Here is a 26,238-nt window from a genome sequence, read left to right as displayed (position 1 = left end):
TCAGCCGCCGCTCCGGCGGGCAGGCCCGGTATCGACCACCTGCCCCGTCGGCGAATGCTCCGGCTCCGGCTCGCCGATGCGCAGGTGACGGGTGGCCAGCGAAATTTCGCGCAGGAAGCAGACCAGGCCGAGCGTCAATGCCGCCATCGCCATGATGAACAGCACGGCGATGAGGGCGCTGAAATTGACGCCGGTGAGCGAGTCGATGAACAGGACCACCACCACGACGCTGACCAGGATGGCGCTGCCGGTGCACAGGCTGATGCCCCAGCTGACCAGGCGAGCGCGCAGCGCCAGCCGGCCCAGGCTTTCGCGCAGCGTCTGCATGCGTCCGGGCGCGGCACCTGGAAACTCCATTTCCAGATGGCGGCCGCGGTCGACGATGCGCGCCAGCCGGCTGGTCAGCACATTGAGCAGCGCGGCGATGCCGGACAGCAGGAACACCGGCGCCACCGCCAGCCGGATCACGTCGGCGATCGACACGATGTGGTCCACTTCCACAGCTGCCATGTTTCCGCCCCAGCCTGCCGCGTCATTCGCGGCGCCCAGCATGCCTTGCTAGGCTAGCATCTGCCAAACCAAGACCAGACTCCGATGCAACCCGAATCGCCCACCCTGAATCTCGCCCGCGAACTGATCGCCCGGCGCTCGCTGACGCCGGACGACGCCGGCTGTTGCGCCGTGATCGGCGCGCGCCTAGAGAAGCTCGGCTTCAGGCTGGAATGGCTCGACCAGGAAGGCGTCACCAACCTGTGGGCGATATTCGGAGACAGCGGCCCCCTGGCGGTGCTGGCCGGGCATACCGACGTCGTTCCAACCGGTCCCCTGGAACGCTGGAGCAGCGATCCGTTCCTGCCGCAGATCCGTGACGGCGTGCTCTATGGCCGCGGCGCGGCCGACATGAAGAGCGGCCTGGCGGCGATGGTCTGCGCCACCGAACGCCTGCTCGCGCGCGGACCGCTCAAGGGCCGCCTGGCCTTCCTCGTCACCAGCGACGAAGAAGGCATGGCGCGGCATGGCACCAAATATGTGGCCGAGGTGCTGCGCGGCCGCGGCATCCGGCCGGAATATGCCATCGTCGGCGAAGCCTCCAGCAATGCGCAGCTCGGCGACCGCATCGTGGTCGGCCGGCGCGGCTCGCTCGGCTGCAATCTGCGCGTGTTCGGCAAGCAGGGCCATGTCGCCTATCCACACAAGGCCGACAATCCCATCCATCGCCTGGCGCCGGCGCTGGCGGAACTGGTCGCCACCGAGTGGGACCGCGGCAACGTGCACTTCCCGCCGACCTCGTTCCAGATTTCCAATGTCCACGGCGGCACCGGCGCCAACAACGTCATCCCCGGGGAAGTCGAGGTGGTGTTCAACTTCCGCTACTGCACCGAGTCCACTGCGGAAGGCCTGAAGGCCCGCGTGCACGCCGTGCTGGACCGCCACCTGCCGCGCTACGAAGCGGACTGGTGGCACACTGGCGAGCCCTTCCTCACCCGCCAGGGCAAGCTGATCGAGGCGGCGCAGGCCGCCATTGGCGAGATCACCGGCCTGCGCGCCGAGCAGTTCACCGGCGGCGGCACCTCGGATGCGCGCTTCATCGCCCCCCTCGGGACCGAGGTGGTGGAGATCGGGCCGATCAATGACAGCATCCACAAGGTCGATGAACACGTGAACGTGGCGGACCTCGACCGGCTCAGCCTGATCTACGAAAACACCCTGGTGCGGCTGCTGCGATGAGCGTTGCGCCGGTTGCCGAGGATGCCAACTTCCGCCCGTCTTGGATGTTGGCCAATCCGCAGGTGCAGTCGATCCTCGCCACCAAGGGCCCGCGCCGCCGGCTGTGGCTGAAACGCGGCAGCCGGATGGACGCGGTGGCGCAGAAGCATGTGCTCGACTGCGGCGACGGGGTGCGCCTGGTCGGCTACCACTCGCGCCTGCCGGAAGGCGCGGCGCCACGCGGCCTGCTGGTGCTGATTCACGGCTGGGAGGGCCACCACGACTCGGCTTATGTCTACTCGATGGCCTGCCAGGCATATGCGGGGGGCTGGAACATCTTCCGACTCAACCTGCGCGACCACGGCGGCACCCACGCGCTCAACGCCGAGCCATTCCACTCGGCCCGCATGGATGAGGTGCTGGGTGCGATCCGCGCCGTGCAGCAGTTCGATGCGGCGCTGCCGCTGGCGGTGATCGGCTTTTCGCTGGGCGGCAATTTCGCCCTGCGGGTCGGCATGCAAGGGCCTGCGGCGGGCGTGACGCCGCGGCTGTCCATTGGCATTTCGCCGGCGATCGATCCCGGCGCCACGCTGCACGCCATCGACCAGGGCCCACTGTTGTTCCGCCGCTACTTCATCGGCAAATGGCGCAAGACCCTGCGCGCCAAGGATCAGGCCTGGCCCGGGCGTTACGATTTCAGCCCCTACGCGGGCATCAAGACCTTCGTCGAGACGACGCGGCGCTTCGTCAGCGACTTCACCGATTTCCCGAGCAGCGAGGACTACCTCGGCACCTACACGCTGACGCCGACGATGCTGATGGCTTCGGCCTCGCCGCTGGCGATCATCACCGCCCAGGACGATCCGGTGATTCCGTTCCGCGACTTCGCCGGGCTGGAAGCGCGTGGTTCGGTGATCCAGTACGACGCTCCGGCGCGCGGTGGCCACTGCGGCTTCATCGACAGCCTGGGATTGGAATGTTGGGCCGAGCGGCGGGTGATGAAATTGCTGGAAGGACTGGCTTAAGTCGCCGCCGGTCCGGGCGTGTTCAGGAAGTCGCCTTGGCGCGCTTCAGGACATGGGCGAATAGTGCCGGCGCGAAACGCTTGATCAGTACGTACAAATGCTCGCGGCCGGCAATAAGTACATCTTCCCTGTCTTTGGCCACGGCGCGCCAGATGCCCTCCGCACACTGCTCCGGCGACAGGCCCTTGAGGATGTCTTCATCCACCACCCCGTGCTTCTCACCGCTGGCGCCGAGGGCATTTACCGATACCTGGGTTCTGACGAAGCCGGGGCAGGCCAGCGTGAACCTCACGCCATCGCGCCACAGCTCGGCAGCGGCGGCCTCGGTGAATCCGGCAATGGCGTGCTTGGCTGCGGAATAACCGGTGCGCAGCGGCACGCCGATCTTGCTGACCACGCTGCCGATCATCACGATGTGACCCGCACCCCGCGCGCGCATATTGGGCAACACCGCCCTGGTCAGGGCCACCGGTGCGAAGAAATCAAGTTCCATGATCCGCCGGTAGACGCTCATCTCGGTGTCCTTCAATAGGCTGCGCTGTGAAATGCCGGCGTTGTTGACCAGCACGTCGATGCGACCGAAACAGGTTTCCGCCTGCCTGGTCAACTCGCCGGCGTCGAACGCCGCGAGGTCCGCAGGCAGCAACGCCACGTTCTGCGCGTCCGCGCACAAGGCCCGCACGCGCTCCAGTTCCGGCAGGCGCCGTGCGGTGAGCACCAGCCTGGCGCCGCGCTTCGAAGCCAGCAACGCCAGTGCCTCACCGATGCCGGAAGAAGCACCGGTGATCCAGACTACTTTGCCTGCCAGTTGCGTCATGTCATTCCCCACACTGCGACACGCGGGACATAAAAAAACCCGCTCGCAGAAACTCCGCGAGCGGGTCCGGTTTGCAACCGTTCGGCTTAGGCCGCCTTTTCCAGCTTCTTGTCCCACTGGCCCAGTGCCGCCAGCCCGTTCATCTTGGCGCGGTGCAGGTGGGCCAGCTTGCCGGCGTCCACGTTCTTGCCGCCCCAGGCCTTGAGCGCGGCGGCCTGCAGGGCGCGGCCGTAGGAGAAGGTCAGCTTCCAGGGCAGGTTGCCGATCTTGTTCATGGCGTCGAGGTGGGCGGTCGCCAGTTCATCCGACTGGCCGCCGGAGAGGAAGGCGATGCCCGGCACGGCGCCCGGCACACGGCGGGTCAACACCTTGAGGGTACGCTCGGCCACTTCCTGCACGCCGGCCTGGGTCGGACACTTGGCGCCGGACACGACCATGTTCGGCTTGAGCACGATGCCTTCCAGCACGACGTTCTGGCGGTACAGTTCGTCGAACACTTCGGCCAGGACGCGGTCGGTGACCTGCTCGCACACCTGGATGGTGTTGTCGGCGTCCATCAGCACTTCCGGCTCGACGATCGGCACGATGTTGGCCTCCTGGCACAGAGCGGCATAACGCGCCAGGGCATGGGCATTGGTGCGGATGGCGTTGTCGCTCGGCGTGCCATCGCCGATGGTGAGCACCGCGCGCCACTTGGCGAAGCGCGCGCCAGCGGCGTAGTACTTCTCCAGGCGCTCACGCAGGCCGTCGAGACCTTCGGTGACGGTTTCCTCGGGGCCGCCGGCGGCGAGCGGCTTGGCACCCTTGTCCACCTTGATACCCGGGATCACGCCCTTGGAGGCGAGCAGTTCCGGGAACGCCTGGCCGGCCAGGCTCTTCTGGAAAAGCGTTTCCTCGAACAGGATCACGCCGCTGGTGTATTGCTCGAAGCCGGGGGTGGTGAACAGCATGTCACGGTAGGCCTGGCGGTTCGGCTCGATATTCTCGACACCGATCTTTTCGAACCGCTTTGCAATGGTGGCAGTGGATTCGTCGGCGGCCAGCAGGCCTTTGCCGGGGGCAACCATTGCCAAAGCGGTTTCGCGGAGCATCTTTTCGTTCACAGGGTAAGCCTCTAGCAGGAAATTCGGTTCGATCGACTTGAACTGGCCATTTTATCGGCAGGCAGGGGGTCGAGCCAAGCCGGAAACACCCGATACATCACGCTTTCTTCATTCATCGCCGCAATATGCGAGCCTATGCCTGCGCTTGACTCCCGATAATTAGTTACTAGAATGGTCACGCAATGAATACCCGCTTCGCTGTCGCCACCTACGCCCTGACTTTCATGAGTCTGGCACAGGAGCGCATGGTGACTTCGGACGAGTTGGCCACGAGTATCAGCACCCACCCGGCCCTGGTGCGGCGGATGCTGTCGATGCTGCGCGAGGCCGGGCTGGTGGAAACCCAGCTCGGACCCGGCGGCGGGGCCCGTCTGGCGCGCGCGCCGGACCAGATCAGCCTGCTGCAGGTCTACGACGCCATCCGCGCGGCGGACGATCTGTTCTCCATCGGCCGCATCAGTCCCAACCCGGATTGCCCGATGAGCGCCGGCATTCAGTCCACGCTCGAATGCATGCTGTCGAACCCCGAAAAAGCCCTGCGCCTGGCGCTCGACAGCGTCTCCATCCGCAACCTGCTGGATGAGACGACGGCGCGGGTACCGCAGGCCGCGGCGGCGCACGCCGGCTGCAACTGAACCGCAACGCCGGGAAACGACACTCACCGGATGAATACGAACTCGGCGCAGCCGTTGGTACCGAAAAACTACACCCGCACTGCCCTCGCCCTGCACTGGGTGGTGGCGGGCGTCATCATTTGCGCCTTCAGCCTGGGGCTGGTGGTGTCGGATCTGCCGTTCAGCCCGCAGAAACTGAAGCTGATGGCCTACCACAAGTGGCTGGGCATCACCGTGCTCGCCCTGGTGGCGATACGCGGCATCTGGCGGCTGACGCACCAACCGCCGGCCATGCCGCCGATGCCGGCCTGGCAGCAGATCGGCGCCAAGTTCACCCATGGCCTGATGTATGCGCTGATGTTCGCCATCCCCTTCACCGGCTGGCTGTTCAGCTCCGCCACCGGTTACCGGGTGGTGTACCTGCAGCTGATCCCTTTGCCCAACCTCGTCGCCAAGAACAAGCTGCTCGGGGAGGCCCTGGGCGACATCCATGCGACCTTCGCCTGGCTGATGTTCTATGTCCTGCTGCTGCATGTGGCGGCGGCACTGAAGCACCATTTCTTCGATCGCGACGACACGCTGCGCCGCATGCTGCGCTGGCGCCATTCATAACCAGGAGTTCTTCTCCATGTCCCGCAATATCTCCTCGCGTGCGGCTGCTTTGGGCATCGTGCTGCTGGCGCTGAGCGCCGCCGCCGCGGATGCGCCGGTGAATGCCGCCAAGAGCAGCGTCACCGCGACATTCAGCCAGATGAAGGTGGCGGTGGATGCGCCATTCAAGCAGTTCCGCGGCGCCGTGGATTTCGATCCGGCCAAGCCGGCGCAAGCCAAGGCGCACCTGGAGATCGACACCGCAAGCTTCGACCTCGGCGACGAGGACTACAACAGTGAAGTGCGCAAGCCTGCCTGGTTCGATAGCGCGCATTTTCCCAAGGCGACATTCGACGCCAGCGGCGTGAAGTCCCTTGGCGGAACGAAATACGAAGCCAGCGGCACGCTCAGCCTCAAGGGCAAGACGCAGGCGCTGACGGTTCCGATGACGCTGAAAACCGAGGGCGACACCGCCGCTTTCGACGGCGCGGTCACCATCTCGCGCGCCTATTTCAACATCGGCGACGATGAGTGGAAGGATACCGTCGCCGACCCGGTCACCATCAAGTTCCACATCGTCGTTCCCCCGAAGCACTGATTCCAGATCAAACAAAGGAGCTTTCCCATGCGTTTCAACCGCACCGCGACCGCAGCCCTGCTGCTGGCGCTCGCCGCCCCCGCCTTCGCCGACGTCGAGCATTACACGGTCGATCCGGATCACACCTACGCCAGCTTCGAAGCCCCGCACATCCAGGGCATCTCGATCTGGCGCGGCAAGTTTGACCGTACCCAGTCCGGCACGGTCACGCTGGATCGCAAGGCCCACACCGGCACCGTCGATATCACCATCGACACCAGCTCGATCGATTTCGGCCACGAGAAGATGAACAAGCACGCCAAGAGCGCGGACTTCTTTGACGTGGAGAAGTACCCGACCGCCGTCTACAAGTCCGACACCGTCAAGTTCGATGGCGATGCCCCCTCGGAGGTGGATGGCCAGCTGACCCTGCACGGCGTGACCAAGCCGGTGGTGCTGAAGATCAATTCGTTCAAGTGCATCATGCACCCGATGCTCAAGGTGCAGGTCTGCGGCGCCGACGCCTCGGCCAGCTTCGACCGCAGCGACTTCGGCATCGCCTACGCGGTGCCGATGACCGGCGGCCAGGTGAAGCTACAGATCCAGGTGGAAGCGAAGCTGGACGACAAGCCGGGCCCCACGCATTAGTAGACATCCCTGTCCAGGCGCCGATCGTCCCTGATCGGACTGCTAAAGGAGGGGGCCTTACGGCCCCCTCCTTTTTTTGTAAACCGCTTTTTCGCTTTGCGCTTTACTGGATGGCGCTGACCGGCACCACCGGCAGCACTACCTTCGACGGATGCTCGGCATCGCTGTAGATGCTGAGCACGCCGAGGATGGATTGCACCAGGTCCGGCAGCGGCGGCAAGCCGTGGGGGAAGTCGCTGGCGCCGACGGCGATGCGCAGCTTGTGGCCGGCCTGGATCACGGCGCTGGTGGGGAAGATTTCCACCTGCACTTCGACCAGGCTGCCACTGCCCACTTTCTGCACCGAATCCTGGGTGAAGGCGTGCCAGGGCTGGATCATCTGGCCGTCGAGGTAGCGTGAACGGCTGCTGTCGACCATGCGCATCGAGGCGGTCTGGATGCCGTTGGTGAGCGCGAAAGCCTTGCCGTCGGTGCCGACGTCGTCGACGCGCACCACCACGCCCGCATCCGCCGCGGTGGTGGAGATCCACAGGTCGGCCATGATCGGGCCGTTGATGTAGAAATCCTGGGTCATTGCCGCGCTGTCGTACTTCGTCGCCAGGGATTCCGCCAGGTTGTCGTTGGTGAAGCAGGGCAAGGCCACCAGGCCGAGCAGGCCGGCAGTCCATTGCGCGGTGCTCTCCGAGCAGATGCCTTCCAGCGGCTCCTGCGCCACCTTAATGGGCGCATCGCCGGCGGCGGGAGCGGCGGTGGAGAGGCTCTTGTCCGCATGCAGGTACCACTGCTGGGCGCTGGCCTGGGGATTGGGCCAATCCTGGGCGGTGACGAAATGCCCCTGCCCGTACAGGTACTGGGTGACGTTGGGCAGCTTGTCGGCGCCCACGTCCATGCCCTTTTCATATTGATCGAACCACTGCAGGGCGATGTGATCCAGCACCGGCACGCCGTCCACCGGCAGTCCCTGACCCAGGGCCGCCTGCACATGGGTCCACGGGCCCAGCAGCAGCTTGGCCGGCACATGGTTTTTCAGCTGCTCGTACAGGTTCGGCTCGCCACGCTGGAAGATGTCGTGCAGGCCGCCGACGATGAAGGTCGGCACCTGGATCTTCGGCGTGCCCTCGATCGGCGAACGCTGCGTCCAGAAGTCGCCGTCATAGGCGGTGCCCGGATCGCCCGCCACCGCCTTGAGCAGCAAAGGCACCTGGAAATTGGTGACGGCGCCAAGCACATGCTCCAACTCGGCTTGCAGCGCCTCCGCCGGATCCTGGTAGAAGGACAGGTCCACCACGCTGAGGCCGGTGACCAGGACCAGCCACAGCGGGATGAAGCCGACGTTGACCTGGCCGCCGCTGAAGACGATGTCGCGATAGCCGTCGCCCATCGGCACGATGGGGAATGCGGCCTTCACCGCCGGGTGCTGCTTCTCGGCGGTGAGCATGCCGGTGATGGCCAGCAGCGAGGCGCCGTAGATGCCGACGCGGCCATCGCTGAACGATTGCTGCGTGACCCAATCCACGGTCGGGTAATAGTCGGCCTGTTCGGTGTTGCCGAAGGCGGTCCACTCCCCTTCCGAGCGGCCGGTGCCGCGGGTATCCACCACCACGTGGGCGTAACCATGCTGCACCAGATAAACGTCGGCACCACCGACCGCTGGCACGTAGGCGCCGATATCCTTGTTGTAGCCGGTCTGGGTCAGGATGGTGGGGAACTTGCCGGCGATGGCCTTGCCGCTGGCATCGGCCGGCAGGGTCACGCTCGCCGCCAGCTTCACGCCGTCCTTCATGGTGATGAACAGGTTGTTCGTCGTGACAGTCTTGGGATACAGCACGGCAGGGTTGTAGTCGACCCACTTGGCGCCCGCGTTGGAGGTGATGGTGTTCTGGGGTGCGCTTTCCACACTGCGCGTGCCCAGCGTGGTCCAGGCCGCAGTGCCGGAAGCCTGGTTCGAAGGGGTCGAACTGCCGGTGCATCCGGCCAGTGCCATCGTGAACATCACCACGCCACCGGCAACAACGCCCGACCAATCCCGCCTTTTCCCGAACATGCCCTCTCCCCCGCTTGTTATCGAATCTTTCAATGGTGACCCAGATTGCCGGCAATTGGGCTGACCGCCCTGACAGGAGCAGATGAATCGCCGGCCAATCCTTTTAGCCCGTGATTACAGGCGTCTTTCGGCCGCCTCCATCTTCCGCACCAGGCGGCGCCGGAACTTAAAACCCGCCGCATGGGCCTAAACCAGCGAGATCCACATGGAGGTGGAACATGCTCGGCACTATCCTGCTTGTCATCCTGGTTCTGGCCCTGCTCGGCGCGTTTCCGCGCCAGGGCGCCTATTCCGCCAACTGGGGCTATTACCCCAGCGGCGGCATCGGACTGGTGGTGATCATCCTCGTCGTATTGCTGCTGACCGGCGGCATCTGACCGTGATCGACGAAAAGGTGGCCCTCGACGAGTCGCGTCGCCTGCATCAGCACGGTGCCGTGACCGGCGAACTGGAAAACACGGTGCACGCCGAAATTCGTGCGAGCGCACGCAGCGTGGGCGATGTCGACGGCGCGAAGATCGACGCCCTCGCCGGCCGCTTGCGCAGCAAGGCCATCGACAACCTGGCCGAGACGGACGCGGAGATAGAACGGCAGCGACGTTTCGCCCGTGTGCGCCAGTTCGTCGATTACGTGTTCTACCTGGTCTACGGCCTGCTGGGGTTGCGCTTTCTGCTGGCCCTGGTCGGGGCAAGACAGGGCGCGGGCTTCGTCAGGCTGATCAATGGCGTGACGACGCCGCTCTTCGCGCCGTTCAAGGGCATCCTGCCGACGCCCGCGCTGGAAGAGGGATTCGTGTTCTCCTCTTCCGTGCTGCTGGCGATCGTGGTGTATGTGCTGATCCACGCTTCGATCAAGGGCCTGCTGCGCATCGTGGGAAGACGCAGCACCGAGCTTTAGAAAATCCGGCTTTGAACACATGGCGGGGCTCGTGATGAGCCCCGCCATTTTTATGTGTCTTCGCCTTTAGTGCAGGCGCACCATATGCTGGGCGTAGGCGGTCAGATCGTTGCGATCGCGCAGCAGGGCGCGGTTGCTGCGGGTGGCAGGCACCATCAACAGCTGCGGCGGCCCCATCAGGACTTCCTTGGCGGCAAAGAAGCGTTCCAGCGCCAGCTTCAGTTCCACCACACCGACGAGGTGCAGAAAGCCTTGCGAAGCTGCAGCTTCGATCGCCTCCATCCGCTCGTGCATGGCTTCGCATTCCCATTCCAGCTCGGCAACGGTGGTACGCAGCGCCTGGCTTTCGATCGCGCAATGCACTCGGAACAGATCGACGACCACGCGCATCAGTTCACGGCCGGATTCGGGCGAGCCGTCGTGCTCGAAGCGGGACAGCAATTCCAGCAACAGGCGATGATCGGCACACAGTTCAGCGCTGTGGATCTGGTAGATCGCTTCGCTGGGGGCGTTGGTTTGCAAATCCATTTTTGCAGCTCCTTGTGTTCTTCGTGACCGGATAAACCGCAAAGGCGATGGCCAAGCCGGCGCTATATCTTGAAAGGCACGGCTTGCACGCCACCAGCAGGCGCACTTCCCGTGCCAGCACATTTCTCAAGACTTATTCTTTTTATTTCAAATACTTGAAATTTTTTGCCCGCCGCTGCGGCATGTAAAAACTACACACGGCCAATGACTTCGGAGTAAGGGTTACGCGGCAATACCGGCCCACTCGCAGCACGACGGATGCCCTATGCTGCGCCGGGGGATTTCCAAACGGAACGCACATGCAGGACGAAGGGCTGAGGGCGTGGCGCCGGCTCAGTGACTTGATGGACCAGGCATTGGATCTGCCGCCGGATCAACGCGCCGACTTTGCAACCGCCGCATGCACGGGCGATGCCGCACTGCTGAAGAAAATGCGCGACTGGCTGGCGGCGCTGGATGCCGACAGCGAGTTCATGGAGCACGCCCACACCCTGGGCAGCACGACGGAAAACGTCTTCGTTCCCCTGCCGGAAGGCTCGCGCATCGGCGCCTACCGGGTGGAGCACCTGCTGGGCCGCGGCGGCATGGGCGAGGTCTACGCCGCGGCGCGTGACGACGGCCAGTTCGAACAACTGGTCGCGATCAAATTGATCAATGCCGAGTTCGCACATGAGCCGGCGCTGTTCCTGGCCGAACGCCGCATCCTTGCCGGGCTGGAGCATCCAGGCATCACGCGGCTGTTCGACGGCGGCCTCAGCGGCGACGGACGGCCCTACATGGTGATGGAGCGGGTGGATGGCCAGGACCTGCTGTCCTGGTGCCGCAGCCATCGCCTCGGCCTGGAAGCCAGGCTGCAATTGTTCATACAGCTGTGCGAGGCGATGGGCTATGCCCACCGCCGCCTGGTGGTGCATCGCGATATCAAGCCGAGCAATGTGCTGGTGACCGCCGCCGGGACGCCCAAGCTGCTCGATTTCGGCATCGCCCACCTGATCGGTGCCGCCAAGCCCGCCGCCGATGCCGGCAGCCTGCGGCTTACACCCGCCTACGCCGCCCCGGAGCAACTCGCAGGCGGCGAGATCACCACCGCCACCGATGTCTATGCCCTGGGCGGCCTGCTCTATCGCCTGCTGACGGACCGGCCGCCGCTGGAATTGTCCGGTCTGCCGGCGGCGCTGGCGATCGACCGCGCGGTCAACGAAACGCCGCCGCCACCGAGTACGGCGGTGAAGGCCGGGGGCAAGGGATTGATTGCGCCGCGCCGTCTGCGCGGCGACCTCGACGCGATCGTGCTCAAGGCGCTGGCGAAGGATCCGCAGGAGCGATACGCCAATGCCGGCGGGCTGGAACAGGATCTGCGCCGCTATCTGCGCCGGGAGCCGGTGGACGCGGTGCGCGCGACGCCTGGCTATCTGCTGTCGCGCTTCGTGGACCGCCATCGCCTGCTCAGCGCGGCTGCATCGCTTGTGCTGCTGACAGTGCTGTCCGCACTGGTCTTGATCCTCCACTACGCCGGCCAGCTGCGCGTACAGCGCGATATCGCGCGCAACGAAGCCAACGCCGCGCAGCAGGTGACCGATTACCTGATATCGCTGTTCAACGCGGTCAGCCCGGCGCGGACCGGCGGCAAGCCGATAGAGCCGCGCACCCTGGTCGATCAGGGCAAGGCCCAACTGGAAGAGCAGTTGAAGGATCAGCCGCTGCTGCGCGCCCGGCTGCTGGGCACGGTCGGCGCGCTGTACTGCGAACTGGGCCTGTCCGAGGAGTGCCGCCGCAACGTGGAGCGGGCCTTGCAGATGCAGCGCGCCGATCCGGGCGCCGATGCGCAGATCACCGCGCAGCTGCATTACTGGCTGGGGCAAGCCTATAGCGCGGAGACCGACTACAGCGACGCGGAACGTTCATTGCGCGAGTCGTTGGCGCAGATGGAAACGCAGCAACCGCCGCGCAACAATGCCATCGCCGCCACGCTGACCACCCTGGGTTATGTACTGCGCTCACAGCAGAAAATCCCCGATAGCATCGCCGCACTGGAGCGTGCCCGGCTTCTGCTGCGCAACGCCCGGGGTGCCGACAGCCTCGATTCGGCCGAGACCCTCGGCTCCCTCGCCCTCAGCTACCAGGAAGCCGGGCGCACCGACGCGGCGATCCTGCTGGCGCAGCAGCGCATCGAGCTGGTGCGGCAGGGCCTGGGCCCGTCGGACCTGCGCTACTTCGACGCGCTGGACGACTATGCCGAAGTAATGGCCAGCGCCGGACACGGCGCGCAGGCCGAGCAGGCGCGCCGTGAAGTGGTCGCTGGCTATTCGCGCATTTACGGCGCGGTCAGCCAGCGCACCCTGGATGCCAAATCCAATCTGGGCAACTTCCTCATGTATGAAGGCCACCTGGTCGAGGCTACGGCCTGGATGAACCAGGCCCTGGACGGCTATCGCGAGCTGGAAAGCGTCGAAAGCCGCGACTACGCGGCGACGCTGCGCCACCGCGGCGGCGTGCATTTTTATCGGGGGGACTACGCAGGGGCGGCGGACGATTTCGCCGAGGCTTACCGGCTGCTGCTGAAACTGTATGGCCCCTCGAACCTGGATACGCATATCGCGCGCCTCAATCTGGGACGCGCCGAGAGCGAGTTGGACCATACGCAGAAGGCGTTGCAGTTGTTGCAGCCGGAAGTGCCGGCGCAGCTGACCGGGGACTATGCCGACTACATCCGCTTCATGCGCCTGAAGTGGATGGGAGATTGCTACGCCCGGGACGAACGTGACCCGCTCGCAACGCAGACTTACGACCAGGCCGAGCGCGCCTTCAAGGCATCCGGCGAACGCGACCTGAGCGAACTCAGCAAGCTCACCGACAGCCGCGCCCAGTTGCTGCTGCGGCAGGGCCGCTACCGGGAAGCCTTGCCGCTGCTGCGCCAGGTGGTGGCCGATTACCAGGGGGCCTATTCGGCCGATTCGGCGTTCACCCAGATCGCCCGGCTTGAACTGGCCGAAGCACTCGCCTCGCTCGACCAGCGGGAAGAGGCCAGGGTGCTGGCCCGGCAGGCGCGAACAACGCTGGAGCGCGAACTGCTGCCGACCCATCGGGCGCGCATCGCACTGAAAAAGCTCGCCGGAGACGAGTAGCCTGCAACGGTCTCTTGGCGCTTCAACCGGTGTGCGGATGGAAATGACCGCAGTAAAGTCCTTCGATCTCGACCAGCGGCGCGTCATCAGGCCCTTCGTGCAAAGCGAAAAGCAGGGGCTCGGTCCGGTCGTCGCCGGATAGCAGCCACGCCATGTCGCCCTTGCGCCGCAGGCGGCGCACGGTCAGCTCGATGCCGCCATGCGAGAACAGCTTGGCGACGATGACCTGATCGTTCTCCGCTGCGGCAGTCTGCTTGACGCCGATCAGGTCCCCGTCCTGGATGCCCATGCCGGCCATCGAGTCGCCGACGGCCCGGCGCAGGTAATCGGCGGGCGGTCTGAACATGGCCGGGGCGATCGGCAGAAGCTGGTCGAACTGCCCGCTGGCCAGCACCGGCGGTCCCGCCGCGACGCGCTCCAAGAGCGGCAGGAACGTTCCGGTATGGCCGGGCCGCTTGCGATCGGCGAAGCGGATGCCGCGCGGAATGTCCCGGCGGATCTCGATCACGCCCTTGGCCGCAATCAGCTTCAGGTGATCGCCCGCCGCCTTCTGGGTAAAGCCGAAGCGCGCGGCGATTTCCGCCTGGGTCGGCGGCATCCCCTCCCGTGCCTGGTACTGGCGCAGGAAATCCACGATCTGCTGTTGGCGACCGGTGAGGGGCATGGACAAATACTACTTATATAAGTAGTATCTGACAATACACCGAGCCGAGGATCAACCCATGACGCAATCGATTGGTTTGCAGACGTCGGAAGCCGTTCCCGCCCAGGCGCCGCGCCGAGGAAAACTACGCCGCCCGGCGAAGTCCTCCGGGGAGCGCCGCTCCCAGTTCCTGCGTTCGGATGTGCGCCGCGGCGCTACGTCGATGCAGGATGCGTTGACGGCGGATAGCAGCGAGGAAACGGCAGGCCAGGCTCAGGAGAAGCTGGCGACCCTGCGGGTACAGGCCTCGATCGTCGCGGCGATGCTCGGCATGCTGGTGTTCTTCCGCACGCCGCTGGCCGCCGCCCTGTCTTCCCTGTTCGGCTGAGACAAGGCCTGCCGCATTTCGGCAGGCGGGTTGATCGGGTTCTTTCGCCGACCGTCAGGGCGGCCGGGGACGCGCGCAGCCGCCCTGATCAACCCGGACCGAACACGGGCTTCCACTGCGGCGCGAGGTATTTCGCGAACACGGCGGCCGGAAATGCGAGTCCAAAAACAACAGGGATTTTCATCGGAATCTCCTGGTTCAGGAGACTAACCGCTTTTTGGACCCGAATGGTGCCGTCAGGGAATGGTGCCGGGTCACGTCGCTGAGCTGACGAGACCCCATAACCTGCTGATTTTGCTGTTACAGGACGTAACGGGTACGGGCACTACAGATACTACGGGCCATTTCAAAAAATGGCGGAGAGAGCGGGATTCGAACCCGCGATACGGGGTTTAGCCGTATACACGCTTTCCAGGCGTGCTCCTTCAACCGCTCGGACACCTCTCCGGATTTGCCGCTTTCCGGGGGCTGGCTGGCCACCGGGGGCGCGTATTGTATGCGAGTCGGGCGCTACTGTCCCACTCCGGGGGCGACATCGGCGCCGGCCGGCATCGGCGGCGGCTCGTCAAGGCAGGCGTATTCGGTCCGGTTGGGGTGCTTGGGGTCGATGACCTTGCTGCCGTACGGCGCGTCCTGCGCCGGCGCCGGTGCCGGCGGCACCCGCAGGGCGGTGGGCGAATTGGGGATTTTCAGGCCTTCACCGCCGGTGATCGGGGGGATCGAGGCCACGTGGTCGTATTTCTGCGGCTTCATGCAGTAGGACTTGGAAGCACAGCCTGCGAACAGCAGCACGCCAAACAGGATCGGTAGACGGACGGCAACAGCAGACGACAGTTTCATCACAGGGCTCCGGCCGCGCGCAGGGCTTCGCGCACGGTCGTGTAGTGGGAAGGATCGAGCGGCACCAGCGGCAGGCGGATGCCGGCGCCGATACGATTCATGGCTTGCAGCGCCCACTTTGCGGGGATCGGATTGGGCTCGACGAACAGGTTCTTGTGCAGCAGGCGCAGCCGGGTATCGGCTGCCTCGGCGGCAACACGGTCTCCGGCGAGGGCGGCGGCGCACATCTGGTGCATCAGGCGCGGCGCCACGTTGGCGGTGACCGAGATATCACCCTGAAAGCCCATCAGGATGGACTCGCAGGCGGTGGCGTCGTCACCGGACAAAAGGGTGAAATCCGCCAGCTTCAGCTCCAGCAACTCCTTGACCCGGCCCAGCTCACCCTTGGCCTCCTTCAACCCGATGATGTTGTCGATCGGCGCCAGCCGCTTGACCGTGGCGGGCAGCAGGTCACACCCGGTACGGCCGGGCACGTTGTACAGGATGATCGGCACATCCACCGCCTCGGCAATCGCCTTATAGTGGCGGTACAGGCCTTCCTGGGGCGGCTTGTTGTAGTACGGGGTGACCAGCAGGCAGGCGTCGGCGCCGGCATTCTTGCCTTCGCCGGTCAGCTCGATCGCCTCGGCGGTGGAATTGGCGCCGGTGCCGGCGATCACCGGCACGCGCTGTCGCGCCACTTCCACCACGCAGCGGATCACGGCGATGTGCTCCTCCACGTCGAGGGTGGCCGACTCGCCGGTGGTGCCGACGGCGACGATGCCGTCAGTGCCTTCGGCGATATGCCACTCGACCAGACGTTCCAGGGCCGGGAAATCGACCGAGCCGTCCTCGGCCATGGGGGTGACGATGGCAACGATGCTGCCGCGGATCATTCGGGCTGTGCGGAGATTGGGTAAACTGGGATTATAGCCATGCGCGCCGCCCGAAATGCGCGGTTTACATAAAAAACCGCGCGGCGCTACCACGACAACGACCGATCACCTATCCTTGAGTTCGATGGCCGCCTCTTCCGATAATCTGCTCTCCATTTCCGTCCTCGCCAGCCCGCGCCCCCAGTTGGCGCTGGACCTGTTCAAGGCCATCCGCGAACGCGGCGGCGAAGTCGAGGACTGCCGCATCGCCCCGGTGGGCGACCGCCTCACCGCCAATATGGTGGTGTCCGGCAACTGGAGCGCCCTCGGCCGCCTGGAAACAGCCCTCCCCGGCATCGCCGAAAAGCTCGACCTGCAGGTGCGCTTCCAGCGCTGCGGTGCGCGCGCGCAGAATCCCGAATTCCGCCCCTACGCCGCCGACGTGATCGCACCGCAGCAACCGGACCTGCTGGTACACCTGCTGGAGTTCTTCCACAGCCAGGACGTGCAGGTGGCGGAGATGTCCACCCAGAAATACCAGTCCACCCATACCGGCGCCGGCATGGTCAGCGTGCAAATGGTGCTGCACGTGCCGGTCAATCAGCATCCGCAGGCGCTGCGCGAGTCCTTCATGGACCTGTGCGACGACCTCAATGCGGACGGCATGCTCGATCCCATCAAGTCCTAGGGCCCGCCCTTCATGCCCGTGCAACACGGTTGCAGTCTGATGAACACCATGCGGCAGACAAGAACACAGCCCGACCGGCTGGGGGGCCCCGAATGAGCATCAAGCCCGGCGACAAGCTGCCGGATATCACCGTGGCAGCCAATGGCGGACGCGAAGTCGGCCTGCGGGATTACAAGGGCAAGAAGCTGGTGGTGTATTTCTACCCGCGCGACAACACTCCGGGCTGCACCCTGGAGGGTCAGGAATTCACCGCCCTCTACAAGAGCTTCACCAAGGCCGGCGCCGACATCGTCGGCGTGTCCAAGGACAGCGTGAAGTCACACGATAATTTCTGCGCCAAGTTCGGCTTTCCCTACACCCTGCTCTCCGATACCGACGGCAAGCTGTGCGACGCCTTCGGCGCCATCGTCGAGAAAAGCATGTACGGCAAGAAGTACATGGGCATCGACCGCTGCACCTTCCTGTTCGACGCCAAGGGCGTGCTGCGCCAGGACTGGCGCAAGGTGTCGGCAAAAGGCCATGCGGCCGCCGTACTGGAGGCGGTCAAAAGCCTCTGATTGCAGAATCTCCCATCCTCGTTTCACCCCCTCCCCGCCTGCCGGCGTATCCAGCACCGGCGGGCGTCCCTGTGGCTGGAGCCTGAGCTCTTAAATCCCCGGACTCGATGAAAAAGAAGATTTTCGTCCTCGACACCAACGTGCTGATGCACGATCCCAGTGCCCTGTTCCGTTTCGAGGAACACGACCTGTTCATTCCCATGGTGGTGCTGGAGGAACTGGACGCCGCCAAGAAAGGCACCAGCGAGGTGTCGCGCAACGCCCGCCAGGTCAGCCGCTTCCTCGACGAACTGATGCGCGACAAGGATCACGCACAGATCGAGAAGGGCATCGCCCTGCCGGCGCCGCAGAGCGGCAAGACCAACGGCAGCAACGGTAACGGCAATGGCCACGCCAACACCCATACCGCCGCCTCCACCGGCCGCCTGTTCTTCGAAACCAAGCCGACCACCGCCTCGCTGCCGGACGTGCTGCCGGGCAACAAGCCGGACAACAGCATCCTGCTGACCGCACTGAGCCTGCGTACCGAGCACCCGACGCGGCCGATCACGCTGGTCTCGAAAGACATCAACCTGCGCATCAAGGCGGCCATCGTCGGGGTCCACACCGAGGACTACCAGAACGACCAGGTGCTGGAAGACCTGGACCTGCTCTACACCGGGTACGCCCACCTGCCCGCCGATTTCTGGCAGACGCACGGCGAGAAGATGGAATCCTGGCAGGACGACCGCGGCCGCGCCTGCTACCGCGTCGCCGGGCCGAAAGTGAAGGAATGGCACGTCAACCAGTTCCTGTACCTGCCGGACGAGGCCGAGCGCGGCCTGGAAATGACGGTACAGGCGCAGACCGAGAAGAGCGCCACCCTGCACGTCATCCGTGACTACCGGCAGGGCAAGACCCCGGTCTGGGGCATCCATGCCAAGAACCGCGAGCAGAATTTCGCCCTGAACCTGCTGCTCGATCCGGAAGTGGACTTCGTGACCCTGCTCGGCGCCGCCGGCACCGGCAAGACCCTGTTGGCCCTGGCCGCCGGCCTGGCGCAAACCCTGGACGAGCCGCGCTACCGCGAGATCATCATGACCCGCGTCACCGTGCCGCTGGGCGAGGACATCGGCTTCCTGCCGGGCACCGAGGAAGAGAAAATGACGCCGTGGATGGGCGCGCTGATGGACAACCTGGAAGTGCTGACCCAGACCAGCAATGCCGGCGACTGGGAACGCGCCGCCACCAATGACCTGCTGTCCAAGCGCATCAAGATCCGCAGCCTGAACTTCATGCGCGGCCGCACCTTCCTCAACCGCTACATCATCATCGACGAGGCGCAGAACCTCACCGCCAAACAGATGAAGACGCTGATCACCCGCTGCGGCCCGGGCAGCAAGATGGTGTGCCTTGGCAACCTGGCGCAGATCGATACACCGTACCTGTCCGAGACCACCTCGGGCCTGACCTACGTGGTTGACCGTTTCCGCGGTTGGCCCCACGGCGGCCATGTCACCCTGGCGCGCGGCGAACGCTCTCGCCTGGCGGCCTACGCTTCGGATATTTTGTAAATTGCAGAAATCTTTGGAGAGAGAACGATGCTGCGCTTCCTGGCACGAGGGGTGAAAGACGGCGCCCTGGGGCTCGCCCTGAAGGCCTACGTCAACGACAAGCTCGGCGCCTATGGCGAGATCACCGACTGCACCGTGGACACGGACTCCAACCGGCTGACCGCCAAAGCCCTGCTCAAGGGCGAGCGCGAGTCGGTCACCGCCACCATCGAACGCTACGAGATCGAGAAGGAAGGCGAGGACTACTACATCGTGCTGAAGACCTTCTCCAGTTCGCGCGCCTGGCTGACCCTGCTGCTGAGCAAGCTGCTGGCAGACAAGCGCTACAAGCTGCCGAGCGCGGTCAGCAAGCTGCTGTAGGAAGGCGCTTGAACCGCAGCGCCCTGCTCAAGCTCTGCGCGCCCTGGCCGGGCGTCGTCAGCGACGTCAAGTGGGGCGAGGTCCTGGTTCATTCGGTGGCGGGCAGGATGTTCCTGACCTGCCCCGACGATCCCAGGCCGGTATGCTTCAGCTTCAAGGTGCCGGACGACCACTTCCTGGCCCTGACCGAGCAGCCCGGCATCATTCCGGCACCCTACTCCGCCCGTCTCAAATGGGTCCGTGTTACGGAGCCGCGCCGTTACGGCGACGCCTGGCTGGCCGAGCGCATCCGCGAATCCTACGAGCTGATCGGCGCCAAGCTGCCGAAGAAAACGCGGCAAACCCTCGGTCTGGCGTGACGCTCACCCTGGCCGCACTGTGCGGCTTCGCCTTCCTCGCCGGATTCGTCGATGCGGTAGTCGGCGGCGGCGGCCTGGTGCAGATCCCCGCCTTGTTCGTGCTGATGCCGCAGCTGTCGCCGGCGCTGCTGTTCGGCACCAACAAGTTCGCCGCGGTGTGGGGCACGCTCAGCGCGGCCCTGCAGTACGCGCGGCGCGTGCCGCCCATCTGGCACACGGTGCTGCCGGCCTCGGCGGCGGCCCTGCTGTTCTCGTTCCTGGGCGCGCATACGGTGAGCGCCATCAATCCCGCCCTGCTGCGCCCGCTGATCCTGATCCTGCTGCTGTCCGTGCTCGGCTACACCCTGTGGAAGAAGGACTTCGGCGCCCTGCATGCGCCGCGCCTGAGCCGGGCGCAACAGCTTTGGATCGGCCTGGCCACCGGCGCCCTCATCGGCTTCTACGACGGCTTCTTCGGTCCCGGCACCGGCAGCTTCCTGATCTTCGCCTTCGTCGGCCTGTTCGGCTTCAGCTTCCTCGCCGCCTCGGCCTCGGCCAAGGCGGTCAACGTCGTCACCAATTTCGCCGCCCTCGCCTACTTCGTCAGCCACGGCAACGTGCTTTATGCCACCGCCCTGCCTATGGCGGCCTGCAATGTGGCCGGCTCGCTGGCCGGTTCACGGCTGGCGCTGCGGCGCGGCAGCGCCTTCGTCAGGGTGCTGTTCATCGTCGTGGTGGGGGCGCTGATCGCGCGCTTCGCGTACGACATTTTCAGCCGAGGCTAGGCGCGGCCATCATCGAAAGCCAGCACTGCAGCAAGCTCCTGAAGGCCCAGCATCAGCATCAGCAGGCGGTCCAGCCCCAGGGCCACGCCGGCGCAGGGCGGCATGCCGGCCTCCAGCGCGGCGATGAGGCGGGCATCGTAGGGCGGCGCCTCACGGCCTTGTTCACTGCGCCGCTGGCGATCCTGTTCGAAGCGTCGCCGCTGTTCGGCGGCATCGGTCAGTTCATGGAAGCCGTTGGCCAGCTCGACCCCCTTCCAGAACAGCTCGAAGCGTTCCGCCACCGGCGGGTCATCGGCCCGCACCCGGGCCAGTGCCGCCTGGGAAGCCGGAAAGTCATAGAGGAAGACTGGCGCCTCGAGCCCGAGCCGCGGTCCCACCTCGGCCGACATGAGCAGATCCAGGAAGACGTCGCGGCTGGTTTCGGCCGCAAGGTCGGCCGACAGGTTCAAGCGTTGGATACAGGTTTGCCGCAGTTGCTCGAATCCGGCCTCGAAAGGGTCGAGGGCGGCGTGGCGCAGGAATGCTTCGCGATAGCTCAGCCGCTCCCACGGCAAACCTTCCAGCAGGCCGGCCGCGTGCAACAAGGACTCCACCTCGTCCATCAGGCGCAGATGGTCCCAGCCCGGCCGGTACCACTCCAGCATGCTGAATTCGGGATTGTGGTGACGCCCGGCCTCTTCGCGCCGGAACACGCGGGCGATCTGGTAGATCGGTCCGCTGCCCGCGGCGAGCAGGCGCTTCATGGCGAACTCCGGGGAGGTCTGCAGCCAGCGTTCCGCACCCCGGTTTTCGCGCGCGACGAAGCTGTCGATATTGGGATCGACGGTAGCCGCGGCGGACAGGATCGGGGTCTCCACCTCGAGTACTCCACGCGCCTCGAAGTAGCCGCGGATTGCCCCATAAAGTCGCGCCCGTGCACGCAAAACCGCCATATCCGCGCGAGGCTTCCAATCCATGTGTTTTTTCATTGACGTTGTGATAGGTGGGTGCTATAACGCCCCAACTTTATTGCTTTTGCGATAAACGACAACCTTAGCAAGTACATAAAGACGGAGACACCGGTGGCCATCAAAAAGGGCGCGAGCAAGGCGAAGCCGAAGAAGAAGCCTGTTGTTGCCAAAGCGGCGAAGAAGTCCGTTGCCAAGAAGGCGGCGAGCGCAGTCAAGAAGGTCCTCAAGAAGGCGAAGAGCGTGGTGAAGAAGGCCGCCAAGCCGGTCGCCAAGAAAGCCGCCGCGAAGAAGCCCGCCAAAAAGGTCGTCGCCAAGAAGGTGGCCGCAAAGAAGCCGGTTGCGAAAAAGGTCGTCGCCAAGAAGGCGGCACCCAAGCCGGTCGCCAAGAAAGTCGTCGCCAAGCCGGTCCAAAAAAAAAAGCCGAAGCGCCTAGCCCCGCGCCCGTCGCCAGCCCCCGCCCCGAAGCCGGCACCAGCGCCGGAACCGGTAGCAGCTCCGGCCCCGGTCATCGCACCGCCGGCCTCAACGGAAACACCGGAAGCCACGCCGGACCCGGTGCAGACCACGATTCCGAGCTTGTAAGAAAACCCGTCCCCCGACCGGCTCCCGCCAAGCATACCCACGCGGTCAAGCCGGTCGCGGTTCGCAGGGCCCACCCGTACAAGCCGGGTGAGGAATTGAGCGAAGACGACGTGCGCGCCATGTCGGATTCGGAGTACATGAACGACGCGCAGCTCGACTTCTTCCGCAACCTGCTGATGAAGATGCGCAACGAGGTTCTGGCGCGCGAGCTGGACGTGAAAGAGCGCCTGCACCAGCGCGAGATTTTCGCTGATCCCGCCGACCGCGCCACCGCCGAGGAAGAACACTGGCTCGACCTGCGCCTGCGCGAGCGCGAGTCCTACTTGTTACGCAAGATCGACGAGTCGCTGCGCCGCATCCGCGACAAGGAATACGGCTACTGCACCAAGACCGGCGAGCCCATCGGCATCCCCCGGCTCCTGGCCCGTCCGACCGCCACGGTCTGCGTCGACGTGAAAGGGCAGGACGAGAAGGTGGAGACGCATTTCCGCGATCGTTGAGTTCAGGCCTTTGCTACGGACAAACCCCGGCCCTGCCGGGGTTTTGTTTTGGACCGCGCCGCTTGCAGTCAGGGCTCCAGACGCCCGGAAAAGCGGCTTCAGCCCCTAAAAGTGGATAACTTTTCCTTTTTTGCCGTCTTTTCCCTGCCAGCGATCATCCTGGCAACAACCGACAATTTACCCTCCTTAACAGACAAGTCGTCTAATTTGGATTATCGATAATCTATAATGCCGCGCCTCCGGCACCCGAATCGCATGGTGCCTGCCCTGCCGGCCGCAGCGCCGGCCGCCCATGGCGGTTACAGCCGTCGCGGACTCAAATCTGGAGCACCGGATGTGGATTGTTAGAATCGCGCTGCAACGTCCGTACACCTTTATCGTGCTGGCCCTGCTGATTGTCCTTCTGGGCATCTTCACGATCCTGCGCACTGCCACCGATATCTTCCCCAACATCAGGATTCCGGTGGTCGCGGCAGTATGGAGCTACACCGGCCTGCCGCCGGATGAGATGTCCAGCCGCATCATCCTGTTCTCCGAGCGCACCGCGCAGACCGTCGTCAACGACGTCGAGCACACCGAGTCGCAGTCGCTCAACGGCATCGCGGTAGTGAAGTACTTCTTCCAGCCGACGGTCAACGAGGAGCTGTCCTACGCCCAGATCACCGGCGTCTCGCAGACCCAGTTGCGCTTCTCGCCGCCGGGTACCAATCCGCCGTTCATCCTGGCCTACAACGCTTCCAGCGTCCCGATCATCCAGCTGGCCCTGTCCAGCACCAAGCTGTCGGAATCGCAGCTGTTCGACCTGGGCAACACCGTGGTCCGCACCGCACTGTCGACGGTGCAGGGCGCTTCATTGCCGTTCCCCTACGGCGGCAAGCAGCGCCAGGTGCAGGTGGATCTGGATCCCAAGGCGCTGCGCGCCAGGGGTCTGTCCGGCACCGACGTCACCGCGGCCATCGGCGCGCAGAACCTGGTGCTGCCGGCCGGCACCGAGAAGATCGGCGGCCTCGAATACTTCGTCAAGCTCAATGCCAGCCCGACCAAGATCGAAGAGCTGAACGACGTGCCGATCCGTACCCGTGACGGTGGCGTGGTCTATGTGCGCGACGTCGCGCATGTGCGCGACGGCTATCCGCCGCAAACCAACATCGTCCGCCTCGAAGGCAAGCGCGCGGTGCTGATGAGCGTGCTCAAGACCGGCACCACCTCGACCCTGGATATCATCAACAGCATCAACCAGAAGCTGCCGCAGATCCGCGCCCAGCTGCCGCCGGAGCTGACCATCCAGGCCCTCGGCGACCAGTCGATCTTTGTGCGTGGCGCCATTTCCGGCGTGATCCGCGAAGCGGTGATCGCTGCGGCCCTGACCGGCCTGATGATCCTGCTGTTCCTGGGCAGCTGGCGCAGCACCCTGATCATCACCATCTCCATCCCGCTGTCGATCCTGGCCTCCATCATCTGCCTGTCGGCGCTGGGCGAGACCATCAACATCATGACCCTGGGCGGCCTGGCACTGGCGGTGGGTATCCTGGTCGACGACGCCACGGTGACCATCGAGAACATCAACTGGCATCTTGAACACGGCAAGGACGTGGAAACGGCGATCCTCGATGGCGCCGCGCAGATCGCCCTGCCCGCCCTGGTTTCGACCCTTGCCATCTGTATCGTGTTCATCCCGATGTTCCTGCTGGCCGGCATCGCCAAATTCCTGTTCGTACCGCTGGCCGAGGCGGTGGTATTCGCCATGCTGGCCTCGTACATCCTGTCGCGCACCCTGGTGCCGACCCTGTCGAAGTACTGGCTCAAGGCCCACGATCCGCAGGCACACGCCAAGGCGCGCGGTGTGCTGGCATGCTTCCAGGCCGGTTTCGAACGCCGCTTCGAGTCGTTGCGCGAGGGTTACCATGGCCTGCTGGAGCGGGCCCTGCATAGCGGCCTGCCCTTCGCCGCCGTGTTCCTGCTGGTGATGGCGTCGACCGCCGTCCTGGCCTTCCCCCTGGGCAAATACATGCCGGGGCTGGGACAGGACTTCTTCCCCACCGTCGACGCCGGCCAGATCAAGATGCACCTGCGGGCCCGCACCGGCACCCGCATCGAGGAAACCGCCTCACTGTGCGACGCTGTGGAAGCCACGATCCGGCAGATCATCCCGGCCGAGGAAGTGGCCAACATCGTCGACAACATCGGCCTGCCCTATAGCGGCATCAACCTCGCCTACAGCACGTCGGCGCCGGTCGGCCCCGGTGACGCCGACATTTTCATCACCCTGAAGGAAGGCCATCATCCCACCGCAGGCTACGTGGGCGACCTGCGCGCCAAGCTGGCCGCGGCGTTCCCGTCGACCTCGTTTGCCTTCCTGCCCGCCGACATCGTCAGCCAGATCCTCAATTTCGGACTGCCGAGCCCACTGGACATCCAGGTCAGCGGCTTCAACGTCAACGCCAACCGCGACTACGCCAATGCCCTGCTGAACAAGTTGCGCACCATTCCGGGCGCGGTGGACCTGCGCATCCAGCAGGCCTTCGACTATCCGCAGATCAACGTCGACGTCGACCGCAGCAAGGCGCAGCTGCTCGGGCTGACCCAGCAGAACGTGGCCAGCAACATCCTGGTGTCGCTGTCCGGCAGCTTCCAGACCTCGCCCTCGTTCTGGATCGATCCGAAAAGCGGCACCCAGTACAACGTCGCCACCCAGACGCCCCAGGCCCAGCTGGACTCGCTCAACGATCTGGCCACCACTCCCCTGACCACCGGCAATGCCACCGGCACCGGTACGCCGCAGTTGCTGGCCAACGTGGCCAACTTCCACCGCAGTGTCGGCCCCGCCGTGGTGAGCCACTACAACGCCACGCCGGTGCTGGACATCTACGGCACGGCGCAGAACATCGATTTGGGCTTCATTTCGGGCCAGGTCAACAAGATCGTGGCGGATTCGAAGAAGGACCTGCCCAAGGGCTCGCAGGTGGTGGTGCGCGGCCAGGTGGAGACCATGAATCAGTCCTTCAACGGCCTGCTGTGGGGCCTGCTCGGCGCGGTGGTGCTGGTGTACCTGCTGATCGTGGTCAACTTCCAGTCCTGGCTCGACCCCATCATCATCATCACCGCCCTGCCCGCGGCGCTGGCCGGCATCGTCTGGATGCTGTTCCTGACCCACACCACGGTCAGCGTGCCGGCACTCACGGGCGCCATCATGTGCATGGGCGTCGCCACCGCCAACAGCGTGCTGATCGTCAGCTTCGCCCGCGAGCGCATGAATGCCGGCGATGACGCTTTCCAGGCCGCTTCGCAGGCCGGTTTCACCCGCTTCCGCCCGGTGTTGATGACGGCGCTGGCGATGATCATCGGCATGATCCCGATGGCTCTCGGCCTGGGCGACGGCGGCGAGCAGAACGCCCCCCTCGGCCGCGCCGTGATCGGCGGCCTGATCTTCGCCACGGTCGCCACGCTGTTCTTCGTCCCCACCGTGTTCTCCATCATTCACGGCCGCAACCCGTCGCGCGCGCACTAACAAATACCGGAAACC

The 26,238-nt window shown here is 64.9% G+C and carries 28 protein-coding genes, 1 tRNA gene and 1 pseudogene; 20 read left to right on the top strand and 10 right to left on the bottom strand.

Annotated elements, in window-relative coordinates; translation table 11 throughout:
* Complete coding sequence (locus BP26_RS0100860) at positions 1–510, bottom strand: DUF2721 domain-containing protein (RefSeq protein WP_084182701.1); 510 nt, start codon at positions 508–510, stop codon at positions 1–3.
* Positions 511–594: 84 nt separating this feature from the next.
* Here BP26_RS0100860 and dapE point away from each other — a divergent pair, with 84 nt between their 5' ends.
* Positions 595–1,728: a succinyl-diaminopimelate desuccinylase gene (dapE, locus tag BP26_RS0100855; protein ID WP_029918686.1), complete on the top strand. Its 1,134-nt coding sequence runs from the start codon at positions 595–597 to the stop codon at positions 1,726–1,728.
* The gene (locus BP26_RS0100850) at positions 1,725–2,732 is read left to right on the top strand and encodes a YheT family hydrolase (protein WP_051747957.1); all 1,008 of its coding nucleotides are present in this window, start codon (positions 1,725–1,727) and stop codon (positions 2,730–2,732) included. Before dapE ends, BP26_RS0100850 begins: the two co-directional genes overlap by 4 nt.
* A gap of 22 nt (positions 2,733–2,754) precedes the next feature.
* Here the strand turns inward: BP26_RS0100850 and BP26_RS0100845 are convergent, their stop codons facing one another.
* Together BP26_RS0100845 and BP26_RS0100840 are read right to left on the bottom strand one after the other, a co-directional pair.
* Positions 2,755–3,549 (bottom strand): SDR family oxidoreductase, encoded by a 795-nt coding sequence (locus BP26_RS0100845; RefSeq protein WP_029918684.1) that lies wholly within the window; start codon positions 3,547–3,549, stop codon positions 2,755–2,757.
* An 86-nt stretch (positions 3,550–3,635) separates the two neighbouring features.
* On the bottom strand, positions 3,636–4,652 hold the full coding sequence (locus tag BP26_RS0100840; RefSeq protein ID WP_029918683.1) for a class I fructose-bisphosphate aldolase: 1,017 nt from the start codon (positions 4,650–4,652) through the stop codon (positions 3,636–3,638).
* A gap of 182 nt (positions 4,653–4,834) precedes the next feature.
* Between BP26_RS0100840 and BP26_RS0100835 the strand changes: the two genes are divergently transcribed.
* The 4 genes from BP26_RS0100835 to BP26_RS0100820 are packed head-to-tail and all read left to right on the top strand — an operon-like array spanning position 4,835 to position 7,082.
* Entirely contained in the window at positions 4,835–5,287 is a 453-nt protein-coding gene (locus tag BP26_RS0100835; RefSeq protein WP_029918682.1) for an Rrf2 family transcriptional regulator, read from the top strand.
* Between the two features lie 30 nt (positions 5,288–5,317).
* Complete coding sequence (locus BP26_RS0100830) at positions 5,318–5,878, top strand: cytochrome b (protein WP_029918681.1); 561 nt, start codon at positions 5,318–5,320, stop codon at positions 5,876–5,878.
* A gap of 16 nt (positions 5,879–5,894) precedes the next feature.
* Positions 5,895–6,455 carry a YceI family protein gene (locus BP26_RS0100825; protein WP_051747955.1) on the top strand — a complete coding sequence of 187 codons (561 nt, stop codon included), beginning with the start codon at positions 5,895–5,897 and terminating at the stop codon, positions 6,453–6,455.
* Positions 6,456–6,482: 27 nt separating this feature from the next.
* On the top strand, positions 6,483–7,082 hold the full coding sequence (locus BP26_RS0100820; protein ID WP_029918679.1) for a YceI family protein: 600 nt from the start codon (positions 6,483–6,485) through the stop codon (positions 7,080–7,082).
* Between the two features lie 103 nt (positions 7,083–7,185).
* Here the strand turns inward: BP26_RS0100820 and BP26_RS0100815 are convergent, their stop codons facing one another.
* Positions 7,186–9,126, bottom strand: coding sequence for a CocE/NonD family hydrolase (locus BP26_RS0100815; RefSeq protein WP_029918678.1), 1,941 nt, complete (start codon positions 9,124–9,126; stop codon positions 7,186–7,188).
* Between the two features lie 218 nt (positions 9,127–9,344).
* Between BP26_RS0100815 and BP26_RS30015 the strand changes: the two genes are divergently transcribed.
* Together BP26_RS30015 and BP26_RS26305 are read left to right on the top strand one after the other, a co-directional pair.
* Positions 9,345–9,503 (top strand): DUF3309 family protein, encoded by a 159-nt coding sequence (locus tag BP26_RS30015; protein ID WP_169740618.1) that lies wholly within the window; start codon positions 9,345–9,347, stop codon positions 9,501–9,503.
* 2 nt (positions 9,504–9,505) lie between these two features.
* The gene (locus BP26_RS26305; protein WP_036515752.1) at positions 9,506–10,024 is read left to right on the top strand and encodes a YggT family protein; all 519 of its coding nucleotides are present in this window, start codon (positions 9,506–9,508) and stop codon (positions 10,022–10,024) included.
* Positions 10,025–10,090: 66 nt separating this feature from the next.
* Here the strand turns inward: BP26_RS26305 and BP26_RS0100800 are convergent, their stop codons facing one another.
* A complete protein-coding gene (locus tag BP26_RS0100800; protein WP_029918677.1) occupies positions 10,091–10,552 on the bottom strand; it encodes a hypothetical protein in 462 nt (153 codons plus the stop codon).
* Between the two features lie 344 nt (positions 10,553–10,896).
* Here BP26_RS0100800 and BP26_RS0100795 point away from each other — a divergent pair, with 344 nt between their 5' ends.
* On the top strand, positions 10,897–13,677 hold the full coding sequence (locus tag BP26_RS0100795; protein WP_029918676.1) for a serine/threonine-protein kinase: 2,781 nt from the start codon (positions 10,897–10,899) through the stop codon (positions 13,675–13,677).
* A 22-nt stretch (positions 13,678–13,699) separates the two neighbouring features.
* On the opposite strand, the gene lexA is transcribed toward BP26_RS0100795, so the two are convergent.
* Positions 13,700–14,341 (bottom strand): transcriptional repressor LexA, encoded by a 642-nt coding sequence (lexA, locus tag BP26_RS0100790; protein WP_029918675.1) that lies wholly within the window; start codon positions 14,339–14,341, stop codon positions 13,700–13,702.
* Positions 14,342–14,399: 58 nt separating this feature from the next.
* Between lexA and BP26_RS29130 the strand changes: the two genes are divergently transcribed.
* Entirely contained in the window at positions 14,400–14,708 is a 309-nt protein-coding gene (locus tag BP26_RS29130; RefSeq protein ID WP_157572292.1) for a hypothetical protein, read from the top strand.
* 354 nt (positions 14,709–15,062) lie between these two features.
* Here BP26_RS29130 and BP26_RS0100780 read toward each other — a convergent pair.
* The 3 genes from BP26_RS0100780 to dapA all read right to left on the bottom strand — a co-directional run bounded on the left by BP26_RS0100780 (position 15,063) and on the right by dapA (position 16,423).
* Positions 15,063–15,155: transfer RNA gene (locus tag BP26_RS0100780), tRNA-Ser, on the bottom strand.
* Positions 15,156–15,218: 63 nt separating this feature from the next.
* Complete coding sequence (locus BP26_RS0100775) at positions 15,219–15,548, bottom strand: hypothetical protein (RefSeq protein ID WP_029918674.1); 330 nt, start codon at positions 15,546–15,548, stop codon at positions 15,219–15,221.
* Positions 15,548–16,423: a 4-hydroxy-tetrahydrodipicolinate synthase gene (gene dapA, locus BP26_RS0100770; RefSeq protein ID WP_029918673.1), complete on the bottom strand. Its 876-nt coding sequence runs from the start codon at positions 16,421–16,423 to the stop codon at positions 15,548–15,550. Before dapA ends, BP26_RS0100775 begins: the two co-directional genes overlap by 1 nt.
* Before the next feature lie 124 nt (positions 16,424–16,547).
* Here dapA and BP26_RS0100765 point away from each other — a divergent pair, with 124 nt between their 5' ends.
* From BP26_RS0100765 to BP26_RS0100740, 7 genes and pseudogenes are all read left to right on the top strand, one after another.
* Positions 16,548–17,090 (top strand): glycine cleavage system transcriptional repressor, encoded by a 543-nt coding sequence (locus tag BP26_RS0100765; protein ID WP_029918672.1) that lies wholly within the window; start codon positions 16,548–16,550, stop codon positions 17,088–17,090.
* Positions 17,091–17,182: 92 nt separating this feature from the next.
* Entirely contained in the window at positions 17,183–17,647 is a 465-nt protein-coding gene (locus tag BP26_RS0100760) for a peroxiredoxin (RefSeq protein WP_029918671.1), read from the top strand.
* A 107-nt stretch (positions 17,648–17,754) separates the two neighbouring features.
* Positions 17,755–18,436, top strand: a pseudogene (locus BP26_RS31230) (PIN domain-containing protein); the annotation flags it as partial.
* A gap of 38 nt (positions 18,437–18,474) precedes the next feature.
* Positions 18,475–19,200: a PhoH family protein gene (locus tag BP26_RS31225; RefSeq protein ID WP_436233343.1), complete on the top strand. Its 726-nt coding sequence runs from the start codon at positions 18,475–18,477 to the stop codon at positions 19,198–19,200.
* Positions 19,201–19,227: 27 nt separating this feature from the next.
* Positions 19,228–19,560: a hypothetical protein gene (locus BP26_RS0100750; protein WP_029918669.1), complete on the top strand. Its 333-nt coding sequence runs from the start codon at positions 19,228–19,230 to the stop codon at positions 19,558–19,560.
* Positions 19,561–19,568: 8 nt separating this feature from the next.
* On the top strand, positions 19,569–19,919 hold the full coding sequence (locus BP26_RS30465; RefSeq protein WP_029918668.1) for an MmcQ/YjbR family DNA-binding protein: 351 nt from the start codon (positions 19,569–19,571) through the stop codon (positions 19,917–19,919).
* Entirely contained in the window at positions 19,916–20,683 is a 768-nt protein-coding gene (locus BP26_RS0100740) for a sulfite exporter TauE/SafE family protein (RefSeq protein WP_029918667.1), read from the top strand. Before BP26_RS30465 ends, BP26_RS0100740 begins: the two co-directional genes overlap by 4 nt.
* On the opposite strand, the gene epmA is transcribed toward BP26_RS0100740, so the two are convergent.
* Positions 20,680–21,639 carry an EF-P lysine aminoacylase EpmA gene (gene epmA, locus BP26_RS0100735; RefSeq protein ID WP_084182666.1) on the bottom strand — a complete coding sequence of 320 codons (960 nt, stop codon included), beginning with the start codon at positions 21,637–21,639 and terminating at the stop codon, positions 20,680–20,682. The two genes, BP26_RS0100740 and epmA, sit on opposite strands and share 4 nt — an antisense overlap.
* 105 nt (positions 21,640–21,744) lie before the next feature.
* Here epmA and BP26_RS30255 point away from each other — a divergent pair, with 105 nt between their 5' ends.
* The 3 genes from BP26_RS30255 (at position 21,745) to BP26_RS0100720 (ending at position 26,223) form a co-directional block, all read left to right on the top strand.
* Positions 21,745–22,215 (top strand): hypothetical protein, encoded by a 471-nt coding sequence (locus BP26_RS30255; RefSeq protein ID WP_211254804.1) that lies wholly within the window; start codon positions 21,745–21,747, stop codon positions 22,213–22,215.
* 95 nt (positions 22,216–22,310) lie between these two features.
* Positions 22,311–22,715, top strand: a complete 405-nt coding sequence (gene dksA, locus BP26_RS0100725; protein WP_029918664.1) for an RNA polymerase-binding protein DksA — start codon at positions 22,311–22,313, stop codon at positions 22,713–22,715.
* Positions 22,716–23,049: 334 nt separating this feature from the next.
* Entirely contained in the window at positions 23,050–26,223 is a 3,174-nt protein-coding gene (locus BP26_RS0100720; RefSeq protein ID WP_029918663.1) for an efflux RND transporter permease subunit, read from the top strand.
* The last annotated feature ends 15 nt before the right edge of the window (positions 26,224–26,238 follow it).

The organism is Nevskia soli DSM 19509, assembly GCF_000711955.1.
Taxonomy (GTDB): domain Bacteria; phylum Pseudomonadota; class Gammaproteobacteria; order Nevskiales; family Nevskiaceae; genus Nevskia; species Nevskia soli.
This window is presented reverse-complemented; position numbering and strand designations above follow the sequence as displayed.

Excerpts from the sequence above, each read along its gene's own strand:
- BP26_RS0100860 (WP_084182701.1), bottom strand. The coding sequence starts at position 510 with ATGGCAGCTGTGGAAGTGGACCACATCGTGTCGATCGCCGACGTGATC.
- dapE (WP_029918686.1), top strand. The coding sequence starts at position 595 with ATGCAACCCGAATCGCCCACCCTGAATCTCGCCCGCGAACTGATCGCC.
- BP26_RS0100850 (WP_051747957.1), top strand. The coding sequence starts at position 1,725 with ATGAGCGTTGCGCCGGTTGCCGAGGATGCCAACTTCCGCCCGTCTTGG.
- BP26_RS0100845 (WP_029918684.1), bottom strand. The coding sequence starts at position 3,549 with ATGACGCAACTGGCAGGCAAAGTAGTCTGGATCACCGGTGCTTCTTCC.
- BP26_RS0100835 (WP_029918682.1), top strand. The coding sequence starts at position 4,835 with ATGAATACCCGCTTCGCTGTCGCCACCTACGCCCTGACTTTCATGAGT.
- BP26_RS0100830 (WP_029918681.1), top strand. The coding sequence starts at position 5,318 with ATGAATACGAACTCGGCGCAGCCGTTGGTACCGAAAAACTACACCCGC.
- BP26_RS0100825 (WP_051747955.1), top strand. The coding sequence starts at position 5,895 with ATGTCCCGCAATATCTCCTCGCGTGCGGCTGCTTTGGGCATCGTGCTG.
- BP26_RS0100820 (WP_029918679.1), top strand. The coding sequence starts at position 6,483 with ATGCGTTTCAACCGCACCGCGACCGCAGCCCTGCTGCTGGCGCTCGCC.
- BP26_RS0100815 (WP_029918678.1), bottom strand. The coding sequence starts at position 9,126 with ATGTTCGGGAAAAGGCGGGATTGGTCGGGCGTTGTTGCCGGTGGCGTG.
- BP26_RS30015 (WP_169740618.1), top strand. The coding sequence starts at position 9,345 with ATGCTCGGCACTATCCTGCTTGTCATCCTGGTTCTGGCCCTGCTCGGC.
- BP26_RS0100800 (WP_029918677.1), bottom strand. The coding sequence starts at position 10,552 with ATGGATTTGCAAACCAACGCCCCCAGCGAAGCGATCTACCAGATCCAC.
- BP26_RS0100795 (WP_029918676.1), top strand. The coding sequence starts at position 10,897 with ATGGACCAGGCATTGGATCTGCCGCCGGATCAACGCGCCGACTTTGCA.
- lexA (WP_029918675.1), bottom strand. The coding sequence starts at position 14,341 with ATGCCCCTCACCGGTCGCCAACAGCAGATCGTGGATTTCCTGCGCCAG.
- BP26_RS29130 (WP_157572292.1), top strand. The coding sequence starts at position 14,400 with ATGACGCAATCGATTGGTTTGCAGACGTCGGAAGCCGTTCCCGCCCAG.
- BP26_RS0100775 (WP_029918674.1), bottom strand. The coding sequence starts at position 15,548 with ATGAAACTGTCGTCTGCTGTTGCCGTCCGTCTACCGATCCTGTTTGGC.
- dapA (WP_029918673.1), bottom strand. The coding sequence starts at position 16,423 with ATGATCCGCGGCAGCATCGTTGCCATCGTCACCCCCATGGCCGAGGAC.
- BP26_RS0100765 (WP_029918672.1), top strand. The coding sequence starts at position 16,548 with ATGGCCGCCTCTTCCGATAATCTGCTCTCCATTTCCGTCCTCGCCAGC.
- BP26_RS0100760 (WP_029918671.1), top strand. The coding sequence starts at position 17,183 with ATGAGCATCAAGCCCGGCGACAAGCTGCCGGATATCACCGTGGCAGCC.
- BP26_RS31225 (WP_436233343.1), top strand. The coding sequence starts at position 18,475 with ATGACGGTACAGGCGCAGACCGAGAAGAGCGCCACCCTGCACGTCATC.
- BP26_RS0100750 (WP_029918669.1), top strand. The coding sequence starts at position 19,228 with ATGCTGCGCTTCCTGGCACGAGGGGTGAAAGACGGCGCCCTGGGGCTC.
- epmA (WP_084182666.1), bottom strand. The coding sequence starts at position 21,639 with ATGGATTGGAAGCCTCGCGCGGATATGGCGGTTTTGCGTGCACGGGCG.
- BP26_RS0100720 (WP_029918663.1), top strand. The coding sequence starts at position 23,050 with ATGTGGATTGTTAGAATCGCGCTGCAACGTCCGTACACCTTTATCGTG.